This is a genomic window from Gordonia sp. SL306, assembly GCF_026625785.1.
In the GTDB taxonomy this organism is placed as follows: domain Bacteria; phylum Actinomycetota; class Actinomycetes; order Mycobacteriales; family Mycobacteriaceae; genus Gordonia.
Genome location: NZ_CP113063.1, coordinates 98,499 through 117,897, shown reverse-complemented (window position 1 = coordinate 117,897; position 19,399 = coordinate 98,499). Strand labels below are relative to the sequence as shown.

22 protein-coding genes are annotated in these 19,399 nt (G+C 68.6%); 19 read left to right on the top strand and 3 right to left on the bottom strand.

Annotated elements, in window-relative coordinates; translation table 11 throughout:
• The first annotated feature begins 59 nt into the window (after nt 1-59).
• The gene (gene map, locus OVA31_RS00535; RefSeq protein WP_267629216.1) at nt 60-824 is read left to right on the top strand and encodes a type I methionyl aminopeptidase; all 765 of its coding nucleotides are present in this window, start codon (nt 60-62) and stop codon (nt 822-824) included.
• Nucleotides 825-852: 28 nt separating this feature from the next.
• On the opposite strand, the gene OVA31_RS00530 is transcribed toward map, so the two are convergent.
• The 3 genes from OVA31_RS00530 to OVA31_RS00520 all read right to left on the bottom strand — a co-directional run bounded on the left by OVA31_RS00530 (nt 853) and on the right by OVA31_RS00520 (nt 2,794).
• On the bottom strand, nt 853-1,338 hold the full coding sequence (locus OVA31_RS00530; RefSeq protein ID WP_267629215.1) for a hypothetical protein: 486 nt from the start codon (nt 1,336-1,338) through the stop codon (nt 853-855).
• A gap of 75 nt (nt 1,339-1,413) precedes the next feature.
• Nucleotides 1,414-2,136, bottom strand: a complete 723-nt coding sequence (locus OVA31_RS00525; protein ID WP_267629214.1) for an NUDIX hydrolase — start codon at nt 2,134-2,136, stop codon at nt 1,414-1,416.
• Nucleotides 2,137-2,191: 55 nt separating this feature from the next.
• Nucleotides 2,192-2,794, bottom strand: coding sequence for a helix-turn-helix transcriptional regulator (locus OVA31_RS00520; RefSeq protein ID WP_267629213.1), 603 nt, complete (start codon nt 2,792-2,794; stop codon nt 2,192-2,194).
• 237 nt (nt 2,795-3,031) lie between these two features.
• Here OVA31_RS00520 and nadA point away from each other — a divergent pair, with 237 nt between their 5' ends.
• The 18 genes from nadA (at nt 3,032) to lgt (ending at nt 19,208) form a co-directional block, all read left to right on the top strand.
• Nucleotides 3,032-4,105: a quinolinate synthase NadA gene (nadA, locus tag OVA31_RS00515; RefSeq protein WP_267629212.1), complete on the top strand. Its 1,074-nt coding sequence runs from the start codon at nt 3,032-3,034 to the stop codon at nt 4,103-4,105.
• The gene (gene nadC, locus OVA31_RS00510) at nt 4,098-5,000 is read left to right on the top strand and encodes a carboxylating nicotinate-nucleotide diphosphorylase (RefSeq protein ID WP_267629211.1); all 903 of its coding nucleotides are present in this window, start codon (nt 4,098-4,100) and stop codon (nt 4,998-5,000) included. The genes nadA and nadC overlap by 8 nt, the downstream gene beginning before the upstream one ends.
• 132 nt (nt 5,001-5,132) lie before the next feature.
• Nucleotides 5,133-6,473: a histidinol dehydrogenase gene (hisD, locus tag OVA31_RS00505; protein WP_267631344.1), complete on the top strand. Its 1,341-nt coding sequence runs from the start codon at nt 5,133-5,135 to the stop codon at nt 6,471-6,473.
• Nucleotides 6,470-7,606, top strand: coding sequence for a histidinol-phosphate transaminase (locus OVA31_RS00500; RefSeq protein ID WP_267629210.1), 1,137 nt, complete (start codon nt 6,470-6,472; stop codon nt 7,604-7,606). The genes hisD and OVA31_RS00500 overlap by 4 nt, the downstream gene beginning before the upstream one ends.
• Nucleotides 7,607-8,257 carry an imidazoleglycerol-phosphate dehydratase HisB gene (hisB, locus tag OVA31_RS00495; RefSeq protein WP_267629209.1) on the top strand — a complete coding sequence of 217 codons (651 nt, stop codon included), beginning with the start codon at nt 7,607-7,609 and terminating at the stop codon, nt 8,255-8,257.
• Between the two features lie 13 nt (nt 8,258-8,270).
• Entirely contained in the window at nt 8,271-8,915 is a 645-nt protein-coding gene (hisH, locus tag OVA31_RS00490) for an imidazole glycerol phosphate synthase subunit HisH (protein ID WP_267629208.1), read from the top strand.
• Entirely contained in the window at nt 8,912-9,199 is a 288-nt protein-coding gene (locus OVA31_RS00485; protein WP_267629207.1) for a hypothetical protein, read from the top strand. Before hisH ends, OVA31_RS00485 begins: the two co-directional genes overlap by 4 nt.
• On the top strand, nt 9,192-9,935 hold the full coding sequence (gene priA, locus OVA31_RS00480) for a bifunctional 1-(5-phosphoribosyl)-5-((5-phosphoribosylamino)methylideneamino)imidazole-4-carboxamide isomerase/phosphoribosylanthranilate isomerase PriA (protein ID WP_164309496.1): 744 nt from the start codon (nt 9,192-9,194) through the stop codon (nt 9,933-9,935). Before OVA31_RS00485 ends, priA begins: the two co-directional genes overlap by 8 nt.
• Nucleotides 9,935-10,783, top strand: a complete 849-nt coding sequence (locus tag OVA31_RS00475; RefSeq protein ID WP_267629206.1) for an inositol monophosphatase family protein — start codon at nt 9,935-9,937, stop codon at nt 10,781-10,783. The genes priA and OVA31_RS00475 overlap by 1 nt, the downstream gene beginning before the upstream one ends.
• 70 nt (nt 10,784-10,853) lie before the next feature.
• Entirely contained in the window at nt 10,854-11,627 is a 774-nt protein-coding gene (hisF, locus tag OVA31_RS00470; RefSeq protein ID WP_267629205.1) for an imidazole glycerol phosphate synthase subunit HisF, read from the top strand.
• A gap of 46 nt (nt 11,628-11,673) precedes the next feature.
• Entirely contained in the window at nt 11,674-12,066 is a 393-nt protein-coding gene (hisI, locus tag OVA31_RS00465) for a phosphoribosyl-AMP cyclohydrolase (RefSeq protein WP_267629204.1), read from the top strand.
• A 38-nt stretch (nt 12,067-12,104) separates the two neighbouring features.
• Nucleotides 12,105-12,284: a tautomerase family protein gene (locus OVA31_RS00460; protein ID WP_161058808.1), complete on the top strand. Its 180-nt coding sequence runs from the start codon at nt 12,105-12,107 to the stop codon at nt 12,282-12,284.
• Complete coding sequence (locus OVA31_RS00455) at nt 12,281-13,843, top strand: anthranilate synthase component I (protein ID WP_267629203.1); 1,563 nt, start codon at nt 12,281-12,283, stop codon at nt 13,841-13,843. The genes OVA31_RS00460 and OVA31_RS00455 overlap by 4 nt, the downstream gene beginning before the upstream one ends.
• The gene (locus tag OVA31_RS00450) at nt 13,840-14,649 is read left to right on the top strand and encodes a TIGR02234 family membrane protein (protein WP_267629202.1); all 810 of its coding nucleotides are present in this window, start codon (nt 13,840-13,842) and stop codon (nt 14,647-14,649) included. Before OVA31_RS00455 ends, OVA31_RS00450 begins: the two co-directional genes overlap by 4 nt.
• Before the next feature lie 34 nt (nt 14,650-14,683).
• Entirely contained in the window at nt 14,684-15,502 is an 819-nt protein-coding gene (trpC, locus tag OVA31_RS00445) for an indole-3-glycerol phosphate synthase TrpC (protein ID WP_164309489.1), read from the top strand.
• Between the two features lie 87 nt (nt 15,503-15,589).
• On the top strand, nt 15,590-16,864 hold the full coding sequence (trpB, locus tag OVA31_RS00440; protein WP_267629201.1) for a tryptophan synthase subunit beta: 1,275 nt from the start codon (nt 15,590-15,592) through the stop codon (nt 16,862-16,864).
• The gene (gene trpA / locus OVA31_RS00435) at nt 16,861-17,709 is read left to right on the top strand and encodes a tryptophan synthase subunit alpha (RefSeq protein WP_267629200.1); all 849 of its coding nucleotides are present in this window, start codon (nt 16,861-16,863) and stop codon (nt 17,707-17,709) included. The genes trpB and trpA overlap by 4 nt, the downstream gene beginning before the upstream one ends.
• A gap of 53 nt (nt 17,710-17,762) precedes the next feature.
• Complete coding sequence (gene lgt, locus OVA31_RS00430; protein ID WP_324290161.1) at nt 17,763-19,208, top strand: prolipoprotein diacylglyceryl transferase; 1,446 nt, start codon at nt 17,763-17,765, stop codon at nt 19,206-19,208.
• Nucleotides 19,209-19,399: the final 191 nt, after the last annotated feature.

The following is a 19,399-nucleotide window of genomic DNA, read 5'->3' as shown; positions in this document are numbered from 1 at the left end:
CGACCGCGTTCCGTAGGGTGGTATTCAAATACCGCCGGAGATGGATGCAGGAGGCCGCAGTGATCGAACTCAAGTCACCCGAAGAGGTCGCGGCGATGCGGGTGACCGGGCGGTTCATCGCGGAACTGCTCGACGACCTGGCCGGTCGTGCGCAGATCGGTGTCAACCTGCTCGACCTCGAGATGCGTGCCCGTCAGCTGATCGAGGAGCGTGGTGCCGTCTCCTGCTACTGGGACTACGAGCCGTCCTTCGGTCGCGGGCCGTTCCGTAACGTCATCTGCCTCTCGGTCAACGACGCCGTGTTGCACGGCCTGCCGCATCACCACGTACTCGCGGACGGCGACGTCCTCAGTATGGACATAGCGGTGGCGATCGACGGCTGGGTGGCCGACTCGGCGCGGACGGTGATTGTCGGGACGCCGCGCAGCGACGACGAGCGTCTCGTCGAGACGACGAGAGCAGCCCTGGTGGCCGGTATCGCCGCCGCCCGGGCGGGGAATCGCCTCGGCGACATCTCGGCCGCCATCGGCGAGATCTGCACGTCCCGCGGCTATCTCGTGAACACCGAGTTCGGCGGGCACGGGCTGGGTCGGACCATGCACGAGGACCCGCATGTGCCCAATCTCGGGCGCGCCGGGCACGGGATGCGGCTGCGGCCCGGGCTCACCCTGGCGCTGGAACCGTGGCTCGCCCAGCGCACGTCGCAGATCGTCTACGACCCCGACGGCTGGACGATCCGGTCGGCCGACGGCTCGCGTACGGCGCACAGCGAACACACGATCGCGATCACCGAGGGCGACGCCGAGGTGTTGACCGCTCTCTGAGGTCGGCGCCGGCGACGGCCATGTCCGGTCACGAATCGGCGATCCGGTCGAGCCACTCACGCATGAACGTTCGCTCCGCCGGGCTGAGGGCGCCGAGCGCGTCCTCGCCGGCCCGCAGGCGCAGTGCGGCCACGCGTGTGCTGTCGTCGGACCCGTCGGTGGCGTCGGTGAGAAGCGCGGCAGCAAGCGACTCCCGCGCCGTGTCGGCGAGATGGGCGTCGCGATCCGGTTCCGGTGCTGCGATGAGCGCGAGCACCACGCCGGTGCCGATCGCGTGCACGAGCAACACGGCGCGCTCCTCGGGTATGCGGAGGCGTCCGGCGAGTGCCACCAGATGAATGCGCTCCCGCGGCACGGCGATGCCGCGCTCCTCGGTGGTCGAGGGACGCCGTAACGGGTCCGAGAAGATTGCCGTGAGACCGGGATTCGACGTCCCGAAATCGATGTGCGCGGCGAACGAGCGTCGGAGATCTCGGACCGGGTCCCCGTCGGGATCCACCCTCGGCGAACGCATCGGTCGGGAGCTGCGGACGATCCGTACCGAGCTCGAGACCGTCCTGAGTCCTTCTCGTCGATGACGGGGCGGTCGTCACATCGGCGGACGAAGGGTCGCGAACTCGTCGGTGACCCGCAATCGGGTGTCGGCGAACGCGTACAGGGCAGGCGGGCGTCCACCGGACCGTCCGGTCTTGCCGACCGTGCCGGTTGCGACCACCACGGCGCGGCGGCTGAGGATGCGCAGGAGGTTCGTCGTGTCGACCGGGTAACCCAGTGCTGCACAATAGATCTCGGAGAGCTCCGACATCGGGAATCGCGCCGGGGCCAGCGCGAAGGCGATATTGGTGTAGGAGAGCTTGGCGGCCAGGCGATGCCGTGCCGCGGCAACGACGTCGCCGTGGTCGAAGGCGAGGTCCGGGAGCGCATCGACGCCGTGCCAGGCCGCGGTCTCGGGAAGCGATGCCTGCACGTCGCTCGGAACCAGTCCGAGGTAGGTCGATGCGATGGTGCGGGCGCCGGGGACCCGAAGGGGGGCGGAGAACACGGCCAGCTGTTCGAGGTGGGCGATGGTTCCGATCCCGACTTTGTCGGCGACGAGACGTCGCGCACTGGTCTGGAGGGTCTCGTCGTCCGCGACATCGCCGCCCGGCAGCGACCAGGTGCCCGTGGTGGCCGCCTTCTCGAGGAGGACGCACAGTGAGGATGCCGACTCAGGCCCGACCTCGCGCACCTGGAAGACCGCGGTCAGCGCCTCGACTCGGACGCCCGACGGTGCCTGGGAGCCGGTGGGCGACGACGGCGGGGGCGGTGGCATGGCGTCGATTGTATGGGTGGTCGGGCCGCCTGCCTGCTGGTCGCCACGCCGTCGCTCAGAGGTCGTCGAGCGCGAGAATCCCGTCCTGGATGGCGCGCGCGGCCAGGGCCGCCTTCGTGCGGGCCGTCCGTCCGACCGCCGTGTACTTGGCCCGGATGCGCGTCAGGTGGGTGTTCACCGTGCCGATCGAGATCGAGAGTTCTTCCGCCACGCAGATCTTCGAATCGGTGAGCAGCCAGGTGCGCAGCACCTGGATCTCGCGGTCGGTGAGGCCGGGTCGTCTGCGTGTGGGGTTCTCGGGATGTGGACGCAGCGCCGGTGACGGCCGCGGTGCAGGCGGGGCAGCGAGGGACGTCGATGTGCCGGCGGGAATCGGGGTAGTGCTCGCAATGAGCCGCATGTGCGAACGCCCGTTCCGGCCGTCGGTCGGATGGGTTCGTTGCGCCGAGTGCGCGCTGGGCATCAGGTGGGCCGGTGACGATGTGACCGGCATCGCGACGGGTTGGCCGGGGAGTGGCATCCGCCGGGCGGCCAGACGGGCGAGGGCGGCTTCGCGACGCTGTGCGGCCGCATCCGCGCGGCCGGTGCCAGGCGGAATCGGTCGGGGGCCGGTCGATACGGGGGCAGGGCTGATGCTCTCGGAGGGGGAGACGGTCATCACGTTGCTCGCAATCTGGTCCGGGGCCGCGGTCTGGACTGGCCGGATGAGGTCTGTACACCGCCGACGCTATGGTTCGGCGCCCGCGAGCGAACGCGTAGTGGACTACTCGAATTGCGGCAGGGAATGCCGCAGATGTGACCGGTGTTACGATGAACAGCGTTTTCGATCACCAGTCGAAAACCCTGCTCGGCCGCATGACCCGTGCACCGAGCGTGACCGGTAGAGGAGTGGCAGATGAGCATCACCAGCGATCGTCCGGCCGCGGCGCCAGGAGTGGCGAGCGTCGACCTGGGGCTGATGGATGCCGTGTGGACCGACGGACCCGGTGGGTACACCGGCGTGGAGCCGACACCCGAATGGGCCGACGAGGTTCGACGGCTTGCCCGTGCCCGCAACGCGACGCTGCTCGCGCACAATTACCAGCTTCCCGCGATCCAGGATGTCGCCGATCACGTCGGCGACTCGCTGGCCTTGTCGCGGATCGCCGCCGAGGTCGACGCCGACGAGATCATCTTCTGCGGTGTGCACTTCATGGCCGAGACCGCGAAGATCCTCAGTCCCGACAAGCGGGTGCTGATCCCGGACGCCCGCGCCGGATGTTCTCTCGCGGACTCCATCACCGCCGACGAGCTGCGCGAATGGAAATCCGAGTTCCCCGATGCGGTGGTGGTCTCCTACGTGAACACGACCGCGGAGGTGAAGGGTCTCACCGACATCTGCTGCACGTCGTCGAACGCCGTGGACGTCGTCGCATCGATCGATCCCGACCGTGACGTGCTGTTCCTCCCGGACCAGTTCCTCGGGGCGCACGTGAAGCGGGAGACCGGCCGCGACAACATCCACATCTGGGCGGGCGAATGCCACGTCCACGCCGGGATCAACGGCGACGAACTGGCCCAGCAGGCGAGTTCACACCCGGACGCCGATCTCTTCATCCATCCCGAGTGCGGGTGCGCCACGTCGGCGCTCTACCTCGCCGGTGAGGGTTTCGTGCCCGAGGACAAGGTCAAGATCCTCTCCACCGGCGGAATGCTCGATGCCGCGCGCGAGACGGGCGCCAAGCAGGTCCTGGTGGCCACCGAGATCGGCATGCTGCACCAGCTCCGCAAGGCTGCGCCGACAGTCGATTTCCAAGCCGTCAACGACCGGGCGTCGTGCCCGTACATGAAGATGATCACCCCGGCCGCGCTGCTTCGTTCGCTGCGTGAGGGCCGCGACGAGGTCCATGTCGCGCCCGACGTCGCCGAACGTGCGCGCAAGAGTGTCGAGCGGATGATCTCGATCGGGAATCCCGGTTCCGGTGAGTGAGGCATTCGTCGGTCAGGTCCGGGCCGCTGCGGACCTGGACCTGACCATCACCGACGAGGTCCGGGCGTTGATCAGGACCGCTCTCGACGAGGACCTGCGCCACGGCCCCGACGTGACGACATCGGCGACCGTCCCCGACGACGCCCGGACCGACGCGGCCGTCGTCAGCAGGGCCGACGGCGTGATCGCGGGGGTCCCGGTGGTCCTCGCGGTGTTCGACGAGGTGATCGGTGCAGGTGCCTACGAGGTGACGGCCGCCGTGCCCGACGGTGCCACGGTTGGCCCCGGCGACGTGGTGCTCCGCGTGCATGCGCCCACCGGCGCACTCCTCACCGCCGAGCGGACGGCGCTCAATCTGGTGTCGCACCTCTCCGGCATCGCCACCGCGACGGCCCGCTGGGTGGCGGCGGTCGAGGGCACCGACGCCAAGGTGCGCGATTCGCGGAAGACGTTGCCGGGCATGCGGTATCTGCAGAAGTACGCAGTACGCGCAGGCGGCGGCGTCAATCACCGGATGGGCCTCGGCGATGCCGCGCTCATCAAGGACAACCATGTGGTCGCCGCCGGCTCGGTGAGCGCGGCGTTGAGCGCGGTGCGGGCGGCGGCCCCCGACCTCCCCGTCGAGGTGGAGGTCGACTCACTGGCGCAACTCGACGAAGTGCTGCCGCTGGAACCGCAGCTGGTGCTGCTCGACAACTTCGCGCTGTGGGAGACACAGATGGCGGTGCAGCGTCGCAACACGCGGTCGCCGCACACGAAACTCGAGAGTTCCGGTGGGCTCTCGCTCGACATGGCCGGCGACTATGCACGCACCGGTGTCGACTATCTCGCCGTGGGTGCGCTGACCCATTCGGTCACCGTGCTCGACCTCGGGCTCGACATCCCCGCTCCCTGAGCGAATCGGTAGCAATAATCCGCGCTGTCTTCGGATTCGTGCTACCGATCGGAAACCGCTTCTCCCGACCCCATAAACTGGTCGTGACGTGTGCGCATGGTGCGCACCCTCCCCAGCTCACAGGAGAACCCGATGCTCGCCCGAACCGACCTGCGCGGTGCCACCCCGACGCTCGCCGAATTGCGTCGTGCGCTGCCGCGCGGGGGCACCGACGTCAATGCCGTCCTCGACACGGTGGCGCCGGTGGTTCACGAGATCGCCGAACGCGGGGTCGACGCCGCCCTTGAGTTCGGCGCCAGGTTCGACGGTGTGAAGCCGGCCTCGGTCCGTGTCCCCGCCGCGGTGATCGCCGACGCACTGGCGCGACTCGACCCGACGGTCGCCGACGCACTGCGCGAATCGATCACCCGGGCCCGCAAGGTCCACGCCGATCAGCGTCGCGAGACCTCCCGCACGCAGGTGGTCGACGGCGGGGTGGTCAGCGAGAAGTGGATCCCGGTGCGGCGCGTCGGCCTGTACGTGCCCGGCGGCAACGCGGTCTACCCGTCGTCGGTGATCATGAACGTGGTGCCCGCCCAGGAGGCGGGTGTCGGTTCGCTGGTGATCGCCTCGCCGCCGCAGAAAGACTTCGGCGGATGGCCGCACCCGACCATCCTCGCCGCGTGTGCGCTGCTCGACGTCGAGGAGGTGTGGGCGGTCGGCGGTGCACAGGGCGTGGCCCTGCTCACCTACGGCGGGACCGACACCGACGCAGCCGACGACCCGGGCGCCGTCCTGGACCCGGTCGACCTCATCACCGGACCGGGCAACATCTACGTGACCGCCGCCAAGCGACTCTGTCGCGGCGTCGTCGGCATCGACTCCGAGGCCGGACCGACCGAGATCGCCATTCTCGCCGACGACAGCGCCGACGCGGGCATCCTGGCGTCCGACCTGATCAGTCAGGCCGAGCACGACGTCCTCGCTGCCTCGGTGCTCGTGACCGACAGCGCCGATCTCGCCGACGCCGTGGACACCGCACTCGATGCGCAGGTCGCGACCACCAAGCATCGCGAGCGCGTGACCACCGCCCTGACCGGCAAGCAGTCCGGCATCGTGCTGGTGGACGATCTCGAGGCCGGTCTGGCCGTAGTCGACGCGTACGCCGCCGAGCACCTCGAGATCCAGACCCGCGACGCGGCGGCGGTCGCCGACCGTGTGCACAACGCCGGCGCGATCTTTGTCGGCCCCTATGCGCCGGTCAGTCTGGGCGACTACTGCGCCGGGTCCAATCACGTTCTCCCGACGTCGGGTTCGGCACGGTTCGCCTCGGGCCTCTCGGTACAGACCTTCCTCAAGGGCGTGCACGTCATCGACTACGACGAGGCCGCCCTGCGTGACGTCGCGGATCAGGTGGTGACCCTCGCCGAGGCGGAAGACCTGCCGGGCCACGGCGATGCGGTGAAGCAGCGGTTTGCCGGAGGTGGGCGATGAGTGCGCCCGACAAGCTCATCCCCGGCTCCGGCATCACCGTCGACGATCTGCCGCTGCGCGACAACCTCCGCGGCAAGAGTGCTTATGGCGCACCGCAACTCGAGGTCCCGGTGGTCCTCAACACCAACGAGAACCCGCACCCGCCGTCGGCTGCGCTGATCGATGACGTCGCGGAGTCGACGCGTGCCGTGGCGGCAGCGCTGCACCGGTATCCGGACCGCGACGCCGTCGCCCTGCGGAGCGATCTCGCGGACTATCTCTCGACCGCGACCGGTGTGTCCCTCGGCGTCGAGAACCTGTGGGCGGCCAACGGTTCCAACGAGATCCTGCAGCAGCTGCTGCAGGCCTTCGCAGGCCCCGGGCGCAGTTCGCTCGGATTCGTGCCCTCGTACTCGATGCACCCGATCATCTCGGACGGCACCGACACCACATGGCTCGCCGCGCATCGCGCCGCCGATTTCGGCCTCGACATCGACTACGCGGTCGCCGAGGTCGAGGCACGGCGACCCGACGTGGTGTTCGTGACGTCGCCCAACAACCCGACCGGCGGCTCGGTGACACCCGACGATCTCCGACGGATCGTCGAGGCGGCGCCCGGCATCGTGATCGTCGACGAAGCGTACGGCGAGTTCTCCGACCGGCCGAGCGCGGTCGAACTCATCGACGAGTTCCCGGCCAAGGTCGTCGTCAGCCGCACCATGAGCAAGGCGTTCGCGTTCGCCGGCGGGCGCCTGGGCTACCTGGCCGCCGCGCCCGCGATCGTCGAGGCGCTGCTCCTGGTCCGCCTGCCGTACCACCTGTCGGTGCTCACCCAGGCCGCGGCCCGCGCCGCGCTGCGGCATCGCGACGACACGCTCGCGGGTGTCGCCGCGATCATCGCCGAACGCAGACGCGTCGCGCAGGAACTGTCCGCCGCCGGCTTCCGGGTCGTGGATTCCGATGCCAACTTCCTGCTGTTCGGCCATTTCGCCGACGCACCGGCGAGCTGGCGACGCTATCTCGACCACGGCGTGTTGATCCGCGACGTCGGGATCACCGGCCATCTGCGTGTCACCATCGGGCTGGCAGCCGAGAACGACGCGTTCCTCGACGTCAGCCGAACGCTCGCGTCTACAGATCTGGAGAATGGGTAAGTGACCACCGCACCGCCGCCCGAAGAAGAACCCCGCCGCTCCGCTCGCACGGCACGCGTCGAACGAACCACCAGGGAGTCGTCGATCACCGTCGATCTGAACCTCGACGGCACCGGCGTCACGAACATCTCCACCGGTATCGCGTTCTTCGACCACATGCTCACCGCGTTCGGCCAGCACGGCAGCTTCGACCTCACCGTCGAGGCGAAAGGCGACGTCGAGGTCGAGGGGCACCACACGATCGAGGACACCTCGATCGTGCTCGGTCAGGCGTTGGGCCAGGCACTCGGCGACAAGAAGGGCATCCGGCGGTTCGGCGACGCCTGGATACCGATGGACGAGTCGCTCGCGCACGCGGCGGTCGACGTGTCGGGGCGACCCTACTGCGTGCACACCGGTGAACCCGAGCACCTGTTGACCGCGGTCATCGGCGGATATCCGGGCGTGCCGTATTCGACCGTGATCAACCGTCACGTCTTCGAGGCGATCGCCCTCAACGCACGCATCGCTCTGCATGTGCGAGTGCTGTACGGACGCGATCAGCACCACATCACCGAGGCCGAGTTCAAGGCGGTGGCCCGCGCGTTGCGTGCCGCGACCGAGAACGATCCGCGGGTGAGTGGTGTGCCGTCCACCAAGGGCGCGCTCTGATGGGGCGCACCCGATGAGCGGTGCACCCGCAGTCGCCATCCTCGACTACGGATCGGGCAATCTGCGATCGGCGCAGCGTGCGCTCGAGCGGGCCGGGGCCGACGTCACGGTCACCGACGATCGCGACATCGCAACCAACTGCGACGGGCTGGTTGTCCCCGGGGTCGGCGCCTTCGCCGCCTGCATGGAGGGGCTGAACGCGGTCAAGGGCCACCGCATCATCGACCAGCGTCTGGCCGGTGGGAGACCGGTGCTCGGCATCTGCGTCGGCATGCAGATCCTGTTCGAGCGCGGTGTCGAGTTCGGTGTCGAGGCGCAGGGTTGCGGCGAGTGGCCCGGTACCGTCAGCCGGCTCCCCGCCGAGGTGCTCCCGCACATGGGCTGGAACACGGTGGACGCGGCGGCCGGCACGATGCTGTTCGACGGTCTGGATGCCGATACCCGCTTCTACTTCGTGCACTCCTACGCCGTTCAGGACTGGAGCATGGACACCGACGGTTCGCGGATCGATCCGCCCAAGCTGACCTGGGCGACACATGGCGGGCCGTTCCTGGCGGCCGTCGAGAACGGCGCACTCGCCGCGACCCAGTTCCACCCGGAGAAGTCCGGGGATGCCGGTGCGCACCTGCTCCGCAACTGGGTCCGGTCCCTGGCATGAACATCGACGACACCCGATTCTCCTACGGCAAGCTGGTTCTTTACTCGCTTGGCGCGGGTGTCGTCGTACTGCTGGTGTCCATCCCGGTGATCCTGCTGGTGGCGCAATGGTCACCCATCGCAGGCCTGGTCATCGCACTGATCGCGGTGCTGGCGATGATCTGGGTGATCGGCGGCGTCTCCCGGCGCATGATCGCCCGCGCCGAGCATGAGATCCTGGCCGCGCGCTCTGACCGGCCCGATACCCCCGATCCGACAGACAGGAACACATCCACCGATGGGTAACACCCTTGAACTCCTCCCCGCCGTCGACGTCGCCGACGGGCAGGCCGTCCGACTCGTCCAAGGCGCGGCAGGCACCGAGACCTCATACGGGTCGCCGCGGGAGGCCGCGCTGGCCTGGCAGACCGACGGGGCCGAGTGGATCCATCTGGTCGATCTCGACGCCGCGTTCGGACGCGGTAACAACCGCGAACTACTCGCCGACGTCGTCGGCGAACTCGACGTGAAGGTCGAACTCTCCGGCGGTATCCGCGACGACGACTCCCTCGCCGCCGCGCTCGGGACCGGTTGTACCCGCGTGAATCTCGGCACGGCTGCGCTGGAGAACCCGGAGTGGTGCGCACGGGCGATCGAACGGTACGGCGACCGGATCGCGGTCGGGCTCGACGTCATCCGAGAAGGGGAGTCCTACCGTCTGCGCGGTCGCGGCTGGGTCACCGACGGCGGCGACCTGTGGGAGGTTCTCGAGCGGCTCGACCGCGACGGTTGTGCTCGGTACGTCGTCACCGATGTCTCCAAGGACGGCACACTGGCCGGGCCGAATCTGGAGCTGCTGGGCGAAGTCGCCGCGGCCACGTCGGCGCCGGTCGTCGCCTCTGGCGGGGTATCGGCCCTCGACGACCTGGTCGCGATAGCCGGACTCGTCGACCGTGGCGTGGAAGGCGCGATTGTCGGCAAGGCCCTCTACGCGGGCCGGTTCACGCTGCCTCAGGCCCTGTCCGCCGTAGCCGGGAAGTGATGGACCACTCACGACTGCTCGACACGGCGAGCACCATCCTCGACTCGGTGGCCGCCGAGTTCGTGGCCGGACTCGGCGCTCCGAGCGCAGTCACCAAGGGCCCCACGGACTTCGCCACACAGGTCGACCTCGATCTGGAACGACGGATCGCCGGTGAACTCGCCGAGCGCACCCAGATCCCGGTTCACGGTGAGGAATTCGGCGGGCCGTCGGTCACCGAGGGAGCCGTCTGGGTGCTCGATCCGGTCGACGGCACCTACAACTACTCGACAGGTGTCCCACTGGCGGGCATCCTGCTCGGGCTGCTCGTCGACGGCGACCCGGTCCTCGGGCTGACCTGGCTGCCGCTGCTGGGACGTCGCTACGCCGGTCATGTCGACGGTCCGCTCCTCGTCGACGGCGAGCCCGTGCCACCGCTGAGCCCGATCGACCTGCAGACCTCGGCCATCGCCTACGGTCCGTTCAACGAACGGGCGAAGGGTCGTTATCCCGGTACGCGCCGTGTCGATGTCATCCGGGCGTTGAGTTCTCGGGTCGCCCGGTTGCGGATGACGGGCAGCACGGGCGTCGACATGGCCTACACCGCCGCGGGGATCTTCGGCGGCGCAATTGCTTTCGGCCGCCACGCGTGGGACAACGCGGCGGGTGCGGCACTGGTGCGCGCCGCCGGCGGGGTTGCGACCGATCTCGCAGGCGAGCCGTGGACGGCGGCGTCACCGTCGTTGGTGTGTGCGGCCCCGGGGCTGCACGAGGAACTGATGGCCGTCATCGACGGCGTGGTCGGCGACGAATGGGCTTCGCAGCCCCCGAGCGCAGGCCACCCAGAGAACTCCGGAGGTCGGCCATGACCGTCGCTGTGCGCGTGATCCCTTGTCTCGACGGTGTTGTCGGGGACGTCTCGATCGGGAGGACTGTTCGATGACCGTTGCGGTGCGAGTGATCCCTTGTCTCGACGTGGACGACGGACGGGTCGTCAAGGGAGTCAACTTCCAGAACCTGCGCGACGCAGGTGATCCCGTCGAACTCGCGGCCCGCTATGACGGCGAGGGGGCCGACGAACTGACCTTCCTGGACGTCACGGCGTCGAGTTCGGGCCGGTCGACGATGATCGAGGTCGTCAAACGGACGGCTGATCAGATCTTCATCCCGCTGACCGTGGGGGGCGGTATCCGCACGGTCGACGACGTCGACACCATGCTGCGGGCAGGAGCCGACAAGGTCAGCGTCAACACCGCGGCGATCGCGCGTCCCGAGGTGCTCGCCGAGATGAGCCGTCGGTTCGGATCGCAGTGCATCGTGCTGTCGGTGGATGCGCGAACCGTTCCAGACGGCGACGAACCCACACCGTCGGGGTGGGAGGTCACCACCCACGGAGGCCGCCGCGGAACCGGTATCGACGCCGTCGAGTGGGCCCGGCGCGGGCAGGAACTCGGCGTCGGTGAGATCCTGCTCAACTCGATGGATGCCGACGGCACCAAGCGTGGCTTCGATCTGCGCATGCTGGCCGCGGTCCGCGCGGAGGTCGACGTCCCGGTGATCGCGAGTGGCGGCGCGGGCGCGGTCGCCGACTTCGCACCAGCCGTGGCGGCCGGCGCCGACGCGGTTCTGGCTGCGTCGGTGTTCCACTTCGGCGAGCTGACCATCCCCGACGTGAAGGCCGCGATGGCGGCCGAGGGAATCATCGTCCGTTGACGCGACGTTCCCCGTACGCACTCGACAACACGACAGGACCCCGAAGATGGCTCTCGACCACGACATCGCCGCCCGCCTGAAACGCAACGACGACGGGTTGTTCGCAGCGGTCGCCCAGGAACGCGAGACCGGCACCGTCCTGATGATGGCGTGGATGGACGACGCCGCGCTCGAACAGACTCTGGCAACCCGACGGGCGACCTACTATTCACGCTCCCGTCAGCAGTACTGGGTGAAGGGTGAGACCAGCGGCCACACCCAATTCGTGCACGACGTCCGGCTCGACTGTGACGGCGACACCGTGTTGTTGGTGGTCGACCAGGTCGGCGCCGCCTGCCACACCGGCAATCACAGTTGTTTCGACACCCCGTCGCTGCCGCTCGCGGCATCTGACGCACCCCCGGCCGACGGGGCGTCTCCCGTCGGCGGGGGAGAATGAACGCGACCACCCGAGAAGAAAGGCGGTGACGGCGCCGAATGCCAATGATCCAGATCTCGCAGACCCCGGGCCTGTCCGACCGGGTCAAACGGGAGACCATCGCGGCGGTGACCGATGCCTACGCGAAGGCGACCGGCAAGAATCCCGACTCGGTGTGGGTGACCATCACCGAGATCCCGCGTCAGCAGTGGGGCGTCGGCGGCGAGCCGCTGGGATGAGCCCCGACACGACCACCCTCGCGGAGTTCCTCGACCTCGCGGCCGATCACCGCGTCGTCCCCGTCACCCGCAAGGTGCTCGCCGACTCCGAGACACCGTTGTCGGCGTACCGGAAACTCGCCGGCGACCGGGAGGGCACCTTCCTGCTGGAGTCGGCGGAGAACGGCCGTTCCTGGTCGCGCTGGTCGTTCATCGGCGTGCAGTCGCCGTCGGCGCTCACCGTTGTCGACGGTGAGGCCCGCTGGTGGGGAGAGGTCCCCACCGGCGCGCCCGACGGGGGCGACCCGGTCGAGGCGTTGGCCGAGTCGTTGCGCCTGCTGGCCACCGACCCGTTCCCCGACATGCCGCCGCTGACCGGTGGCTTCGTCGGATTCTTCGCCTACGACATGGTGCGCCGGCTCGAGCGGCTCCCGGAGACCACGACCGACGATCTGGGACTGCCCGACATGATGATGCTGCTGGCGACCGACCTCGCCGCTGTCGATCACCACGAAGGCACCATCACCCTGATCGCGAACGCGGTGAACTGGGACGGCTCATCCGAGCGGGTCGAGCAGGCCTACCACGACGCGGTCGCACGGCTCGACCGCATGACCGAGGCCCTGGCCGCCCCGTCACCGTCCACGGTGTCGCATTTCGACCGTCCGATGCCGGAGTACCGGTCACAGCGGACGCTCGCGGAGTACAGCGAGATCGTCACGACCCTGGTCGGCGAGATCGAAGCGGGCGAGGCGTTCCAGGTGGTCCCGTCGCAGCGATTCGAGATGGAGACCGAGGCCGATCCGGTCGACGTCTATCGGGTGCTGCGCGCGTCCAATCCGAGTCCGTACATGTATCTCCTTCGGATGCCCGGTCACCAAGGTGCAGGCAGTGGTCCGTTCACCATCGTCGGCAGCAGCCCCGAAGCCCTCGTCACCGTGTCCGACGGAGTGGCAACCACCCATCCCATCGCGGGCACGCGCTGGCGCGGTGCCACCGAGGAAGAGGATCAGCTCCTCGCCAAGGGCCTGGTGGAAGACGAGAAGGAGAACGCCGAGCATCTGATGCTTGTCGATCTCGGCCGTAACGACCTCGGTCGGGTCTGCCGCCCCGGCACGGTCAAGGTCAGCGATTACCGCCACGTCGAGCGGTACAGCCATGTCATGCACCTCGTCTCGACGGTGTCCGGGACGCTACGCGACGACAAGCACGCGCTCGACGCGGTCACCGCGTGTTTCCCGGCGGGCACACTCACCGGCGCGCCGAAGGTGCGTGCCATGGAACTCATCGACGAGCACGAGCTCACGCGACGCGGCCTCTACGGCGGGATCGTCGGGTATCTGGATTTCGCCGGCAACGCGGACACCGCGATCGCGATCCGCACGGCGCTGATGTCGGGCGGGCGTGCCTTCGTGCAGGCAGGCGGCGGCGTGGTCGCCGACAGCGAACCCGAATACGAGTACAACGAGGCGCGCAACAAGGCGACCGCAGTACTCAACGCGGTGGCCGCGGCCGGCACCATGCGCCGCGTCGGATCGGACGCCGCCGACGGGGTCACGGTGGAGAGCGGGACCCGATGAACGCGCCGACTCCCTCGAGCACCGATCCGGCGGCCGCCGCGAAGTCGTTCATGCGGCGACGTCAGATGCTCGCCGCGATCCTGCTGGCGCTCGCGGCGCTGGCCTTCTGGTCGGCGTCGCGGCTGGTGTGGTGCCGGGTACTCGCCGCGGACGGTCTGGCCCCGGCACGGGATTTCGACGTCAAGGGTTCGGACTGGAGTCCGTGGCTCACACCCCTGGCGCTGGTTCTGCTCGCGGCCATCCTCGCAGCGTTCTCGGTGCGTGGCTGGGGTCTACGCGTGATCGCGATACTCGTCGCGGCGGGCGGTGTCCTCGCCGCCATCCCCGCGATCTCACTGATGACCGGTGGTGCCGACTCCGGCTACGCCGCCGAAGCCGCCAATCTCCCCGGCCGTTTCCAGGTACTCCTGATCACCACCAATTCCTGGGCGGCGGTGGTCGCGCTCGCCGGCACCGTGTGCGCGGTCCTGGCAGGCGTGCTCCTGCTCCGGGTGGCCGGTGGGGCCGGGATGTCGTCGAAGTACAAGAGTCCGGGCGCGCGACGAGCCGAACTGGAGCGTCAGATCTTCGCCGAGCACGAGCGCACCACCGGTGCCACAACCGGCACCGCGACCACCGGTGACACGGCGTCCGAGGACGCCGCGCGGGCGGACGAGCGTAACGAAGGACCCGCCGCGAACGAACGCATGATGTGGGACGCACTCGACACCGGGATCGATCCCACCGATGTCCCGGAGACCCCTGCGGACGACGGCCGTGAGCGGCCAACCCGGCCACAGGACGATTCGGGCACCGGTCTACCCTGAGAACACACGAACATCGAAAGGGGGCCCACACGTCGTGAGTACGCCGACTGTCCTCGACTCCATCCTCGAGGGAGTGAAAGCTGACGTCGCCGCGCGCGAAGCCGTGGTCGATTACGCGGCGATCAAGGCGGCGTCCGTGCAGGCTCCCGAACCCATCGATGCCATGGCCGCGTTCAACAAGCCGGGCATCGGGGTCATCGCCGAGGTGAAGCGCGCCAGCCCATCCAAGGGTGATCTGGCGACCATCGCCGATCCCGCCGAACTCGCCGCCGCCTATGAGGCCGGCGGCGCTCGCATCATCAGCGTGTTGACCGAGCAGCGACGCTTCCGCGGGTCGCTCGCCGATCTCGACAGTGTGCGCGCAGCGGTGAACATCCCGGTGCTGCGCAAGGACTTCATCGTCGGGCCCTATCAGATCCATGAGGCCCGGGCCCACGGTGCCGACGTGATCCTGTTGATCGTCGCGGCACTCGAGCAGAACGTCCTGGCATCGTTGCTCGACCGCACCGAGAGCCTCGGCATGACCGCACTCGTCGAGGTGCACACCGAGGAAGAGGCCGATCGCGCGCTCGAGGCCGGTGCTTCGGTGGTGGGTGTCAACGCACGCAATCTGAAGACCCTCGAAGTCGACCGCGACTCCTTTGCCCGCATCGCCCCCGGACTGCCGACCCGGGTGATCCGGGTTGCCGAATCCGGCGTGCGCGGCACCGCCGACCTGCTGGCCTATGCAGGTGCGGGTGCAGATGCGGTGCTCGTCGGTGAGGGACTCGTCACCAGTGGCAACCCGCGGGCCGCCGTCTCCGAGCTGGTCACCGCCGGGACTCACCCTTCCTGCCCGAAACCGGTTCGCTGACGGCAATTTCCGCCCGCTGACCCCGATAGCCGACGACAAGAGACCGTGAGCGCGAATACCGATTCTCCCAACGTTCCCTACCCGGCCATGAGTGTCGGGCTCACCACGCGTACATCGATCGAACCCGACGAGAGCGGCCATTTCGGTGTCTACGGCGGACGGCACGTCCCCGAGGCGTTGATGGCGGTGATCGACGAGGTCACCACGACGTACCAGAAACTGCGTAGCGATGATGACTACCTCGCCGAGCTCGACCGGTTGCAGCGGGACTACACCGGACGGCCGTCGCCGCTGTACGAAGCGGCGCGACTTCGTGAAGATGCAGGCGGCGCAAGGCTTTTCCTCAAGCGTGAGGATCTGAACCACACCGGCTCGCACAAGATCAACAATGTGCTCGGACAGGCATTGCTGGCGCAGCGCATGGGCAAGTCGCGGGTGATCGCCGAGACCGGCGCCGGTCAGCACGGTGTCGCCACCGCGACCGCCTGTGCCTTGCTCGGTCTCGAATGCGTCGTCTACATGGGCCGGGTCGACACCGATCGGCAGGCCCTGAACGTGGCCCGGATGCGGCTCCTCGGCGCCGAAGTGATCGCTGTCGACAACGGTTCGGCGACTCTCAAGGATGCCATCAACGAGGCGATGCGCGACTGGGTGACCAACGCGCACAACACTTATTACTGCTTCGGCACGGCCGCCGGTCCACATCCGTTCCCTGCGATGGTGCGCGATTTTCAGCGTGTCGTCGGGTTGGAGGCACGCGCGCAGATCCAGGAGCAGGTCGGGCGCCTGCCCGACGCCGTGGTCGCGTGTGTCGGTGGCGGCTCCAACGCGATCGGGATCTTCCATCCGTTCATCGACGATGCGGGCGTGCGGCTCATCGGTTACGAGGCTGCGGGCGACGGTGTCGAGACGGGCCGGCATGCCGCGACCTTCACGGGCGGAACACCGGGCGCATTCCAGGGGGCCTACTCCTACCTGTTGCAGGACGAGGACGGGCAGACCATCGAATCGCATTCGATCTCTGCAGGTCTCGACTATCCCGGCGTCGGACCGGAGCACGCGTATCTGAAAGACATCGGCCGCGCCGATTACCGGCCGATCACCGACACGGAGGCGATGGACGCGCTCGCGTTGCTGAGCCGGCGCGAGGGCATCATCCCGGCCATCGAGTCCGCGCACGCGGTTGCCGGCGCGCTCAAGCTCGGCCGGGAACTCGGTGACGGCGCGATCATCGTCGTGAGCCTGTCCGGTCGTGGTGACAAGGACGTCGACACCGCAGCGGAATGGTTCCACCTGTTCGACAAGCCCCCATCACAGGACGAGGCGGCGGCAGGCGGCGAACAGACAGGGGAGACGGTATGAGTGCCCAGGAATCTGCCGCCGTGACCCACACAGCGCGCTCGAAGCTCGGCCCGACCTTCGCCCGATGCCGTGACGAGGGTCGCAGCGCGCTGATCGGATACCTGCCCGTGGGCTATCCCACGGTCGAGAAGTCGGTGGAGTACTTCCGGACGATGGTCGAGGCCGGCTGCGACATCATCGAGGTCGGCGTGCCGTACTCCGATCCGGTGATGGATGGACCGACCATCCAGGAGGCCGCCGACCTGGCGCTCGCCAACGGCGTGCGGGTCCGCGACGTCTTCACGGCCGTGGAGGCCATCTCCGCGGCCGGCGGCCAGGCCGTCGTCATGAGCTACTGGAATCCGGTGCTGCAGTACGGCGTGGACCGGTTCGCCCACGATCTGGCGAGCGCAGGCGGTGCCGGCCTGATCACCCCGAACCTCATTCCCGAGGAGGGCGCCGCCTGGGAGGCCGCGTCCGACGCACACGACCTCGACCGCATCTATCTCGTCGCGCCGTCATCGACAACCGAACGATTGGCCCTCACCGTCGATGCGTCGCGCGGGTTCGTCTACGCCGCCTCGACGATGGGTGTCACGGGCGCCCGTGACGCGGTGTCCGACGCCGCGCCGGAACTCTGTGCGCGGGTGCGGGCACACTCGGACATCCCGATCGGTGTCGGTCTGGGCGTTCGCAGCGGAGCGCAGGCTGCCGAGATCGCGAGTTACGCCGACGGCGTGATCGTGGGCTCGGCCCTCGTGTCGGCGGCCAAGGTCGGCACGAGCGAGCTCGCGGCGCTGGTCGGCGAACTCGCCGAGGGCGTCCGTGCGGCGACCCCTGCCGGCTCGGCTCCACGCGGAGCGTAAGCGTCCCACCGCCGGTCCACGGTCCGGATCGGTCGGTCGGTTAGGGTGGCAGCGTGACGGTGCCGACACCCCTTGCTGGGCCGACAACTCTCGACGGGACTGGATCCGCAGGATCGATGGTCCTGGCCTACCTTCCGAGCCCGCCGGAGGGCGTCTGGCACCTGGGGCCGTTTCCGCTCCGCGCATACGCCCTCTGCATCATCGTCGGCATCATCGTCGCGGTCTGGTGGGGCAATCGCCGCTGGAAGGCCCGAGGCGGGCAAGATGGCGAGGTCCTCGACGTCGCGATCTGGGCGGTGCCCTTCGGCCTCGTCGGCGGGCGGCTGTACCACGTGGCCACCGACTGGCAGACCTACTTCGGCGACGGCCCGAAGGAGCCGATCGACGCACTGAAGATCTGGGATGGCGGCCTCGGCATCTGGGGTGCCGTACTGCTCGGAGCGCTCGGCGCCTGGATCGGTGCGCGACGACACGGCATCAGGTTGCCCCCGTTCGGTGACGCGCTCGCACCGGCGATCCTGCTGGCCCAGGCCATCGGCCGCCTCGGGAACTACTTCAACCAGGAGCTCTACGGTCGCGAGACGACCGTGCCGTGGGGCTTGAAGATCTACGAGCGCGTCGATGCGAACGGGGTCGCCGACCCCGGCCTGATCAGCGGTACCTCCAACGGCCATGTGGTTGCCATCGTGCATCCGACTTTCCTCTACGAGCTGCTGTGGAACGTCCTTGTGGTGATCCTGCTCGTCGTCGTCGACCGGCAATTCCGGATCGGCCACGGACGTCTGTTCGCGCTGTATGTGGCCGGCTATTGCGTCGGCCGTTTCGGCGTGGAACTGATGCGTTCCGATCCGGCCACCCACATCTTCGGAACCAGGATCAACGTGTTCACCGCGGTATTGGTGTTCGCCTGTGCGGCAGCCTACTTCGTCCTCGCACCACGTGGTCGTGAGCACGGGCTGGAGATCTATCACCCGCAGCGGGCCGAAGAACTCGAAGAGCTCGGGGTCGCCGGTTACGTCGACGACCGCTACGACGCAGACGCCGATGACGATCGCGACACCGACGCGGGCACGAGACGTGGCCGGGCCCGACGTGCGGCCGAGGAGCCCGGCGACAGTCCCGCCGAGGCCGCACTCGCGGCCGCGATCGCGCGCCACACACCCCGGGCCGACGACGGGGAGCCGCTGACCGCGGAATCCTCCACCGACGACTGGGTGCTCGAGTCGGAGATCGACGACACCGCCGACAGCAACCCCGATGTCGCCGACGGCACCTCCGATGTCGCCGACAGCAACCCCGATGTCGCCGACAGCAACCCCGATGTCGCCGACAGCAACCCCGACGTCGCCGACAGCACCCCCGATGTCGCCGAGAGCACCACGGATGACGCCGACAGCACCCCCGACGTCGCCGACGGCACCACGGATGTCGCCGACGGCACCCCCGATGTCGCCGACGGCACCCCCGACGACGCCGACGATCACCCCGAACACACCTAGCCGGGCATCGACGCTCCCGTCACGCGGATCACGCCGGTTCCGGTGCTGATCACAGCCGAGTACGCGGCACCCTCGGATTCGGTCCGATAGAGTGAAGCTTCACGATGATCGGGATCAGCCCACCGAACTCGGTCACCGGATATAACTGCTCCACGGGCCAGCGCTGTCCCTGAGGACATCGAGCATTGCGA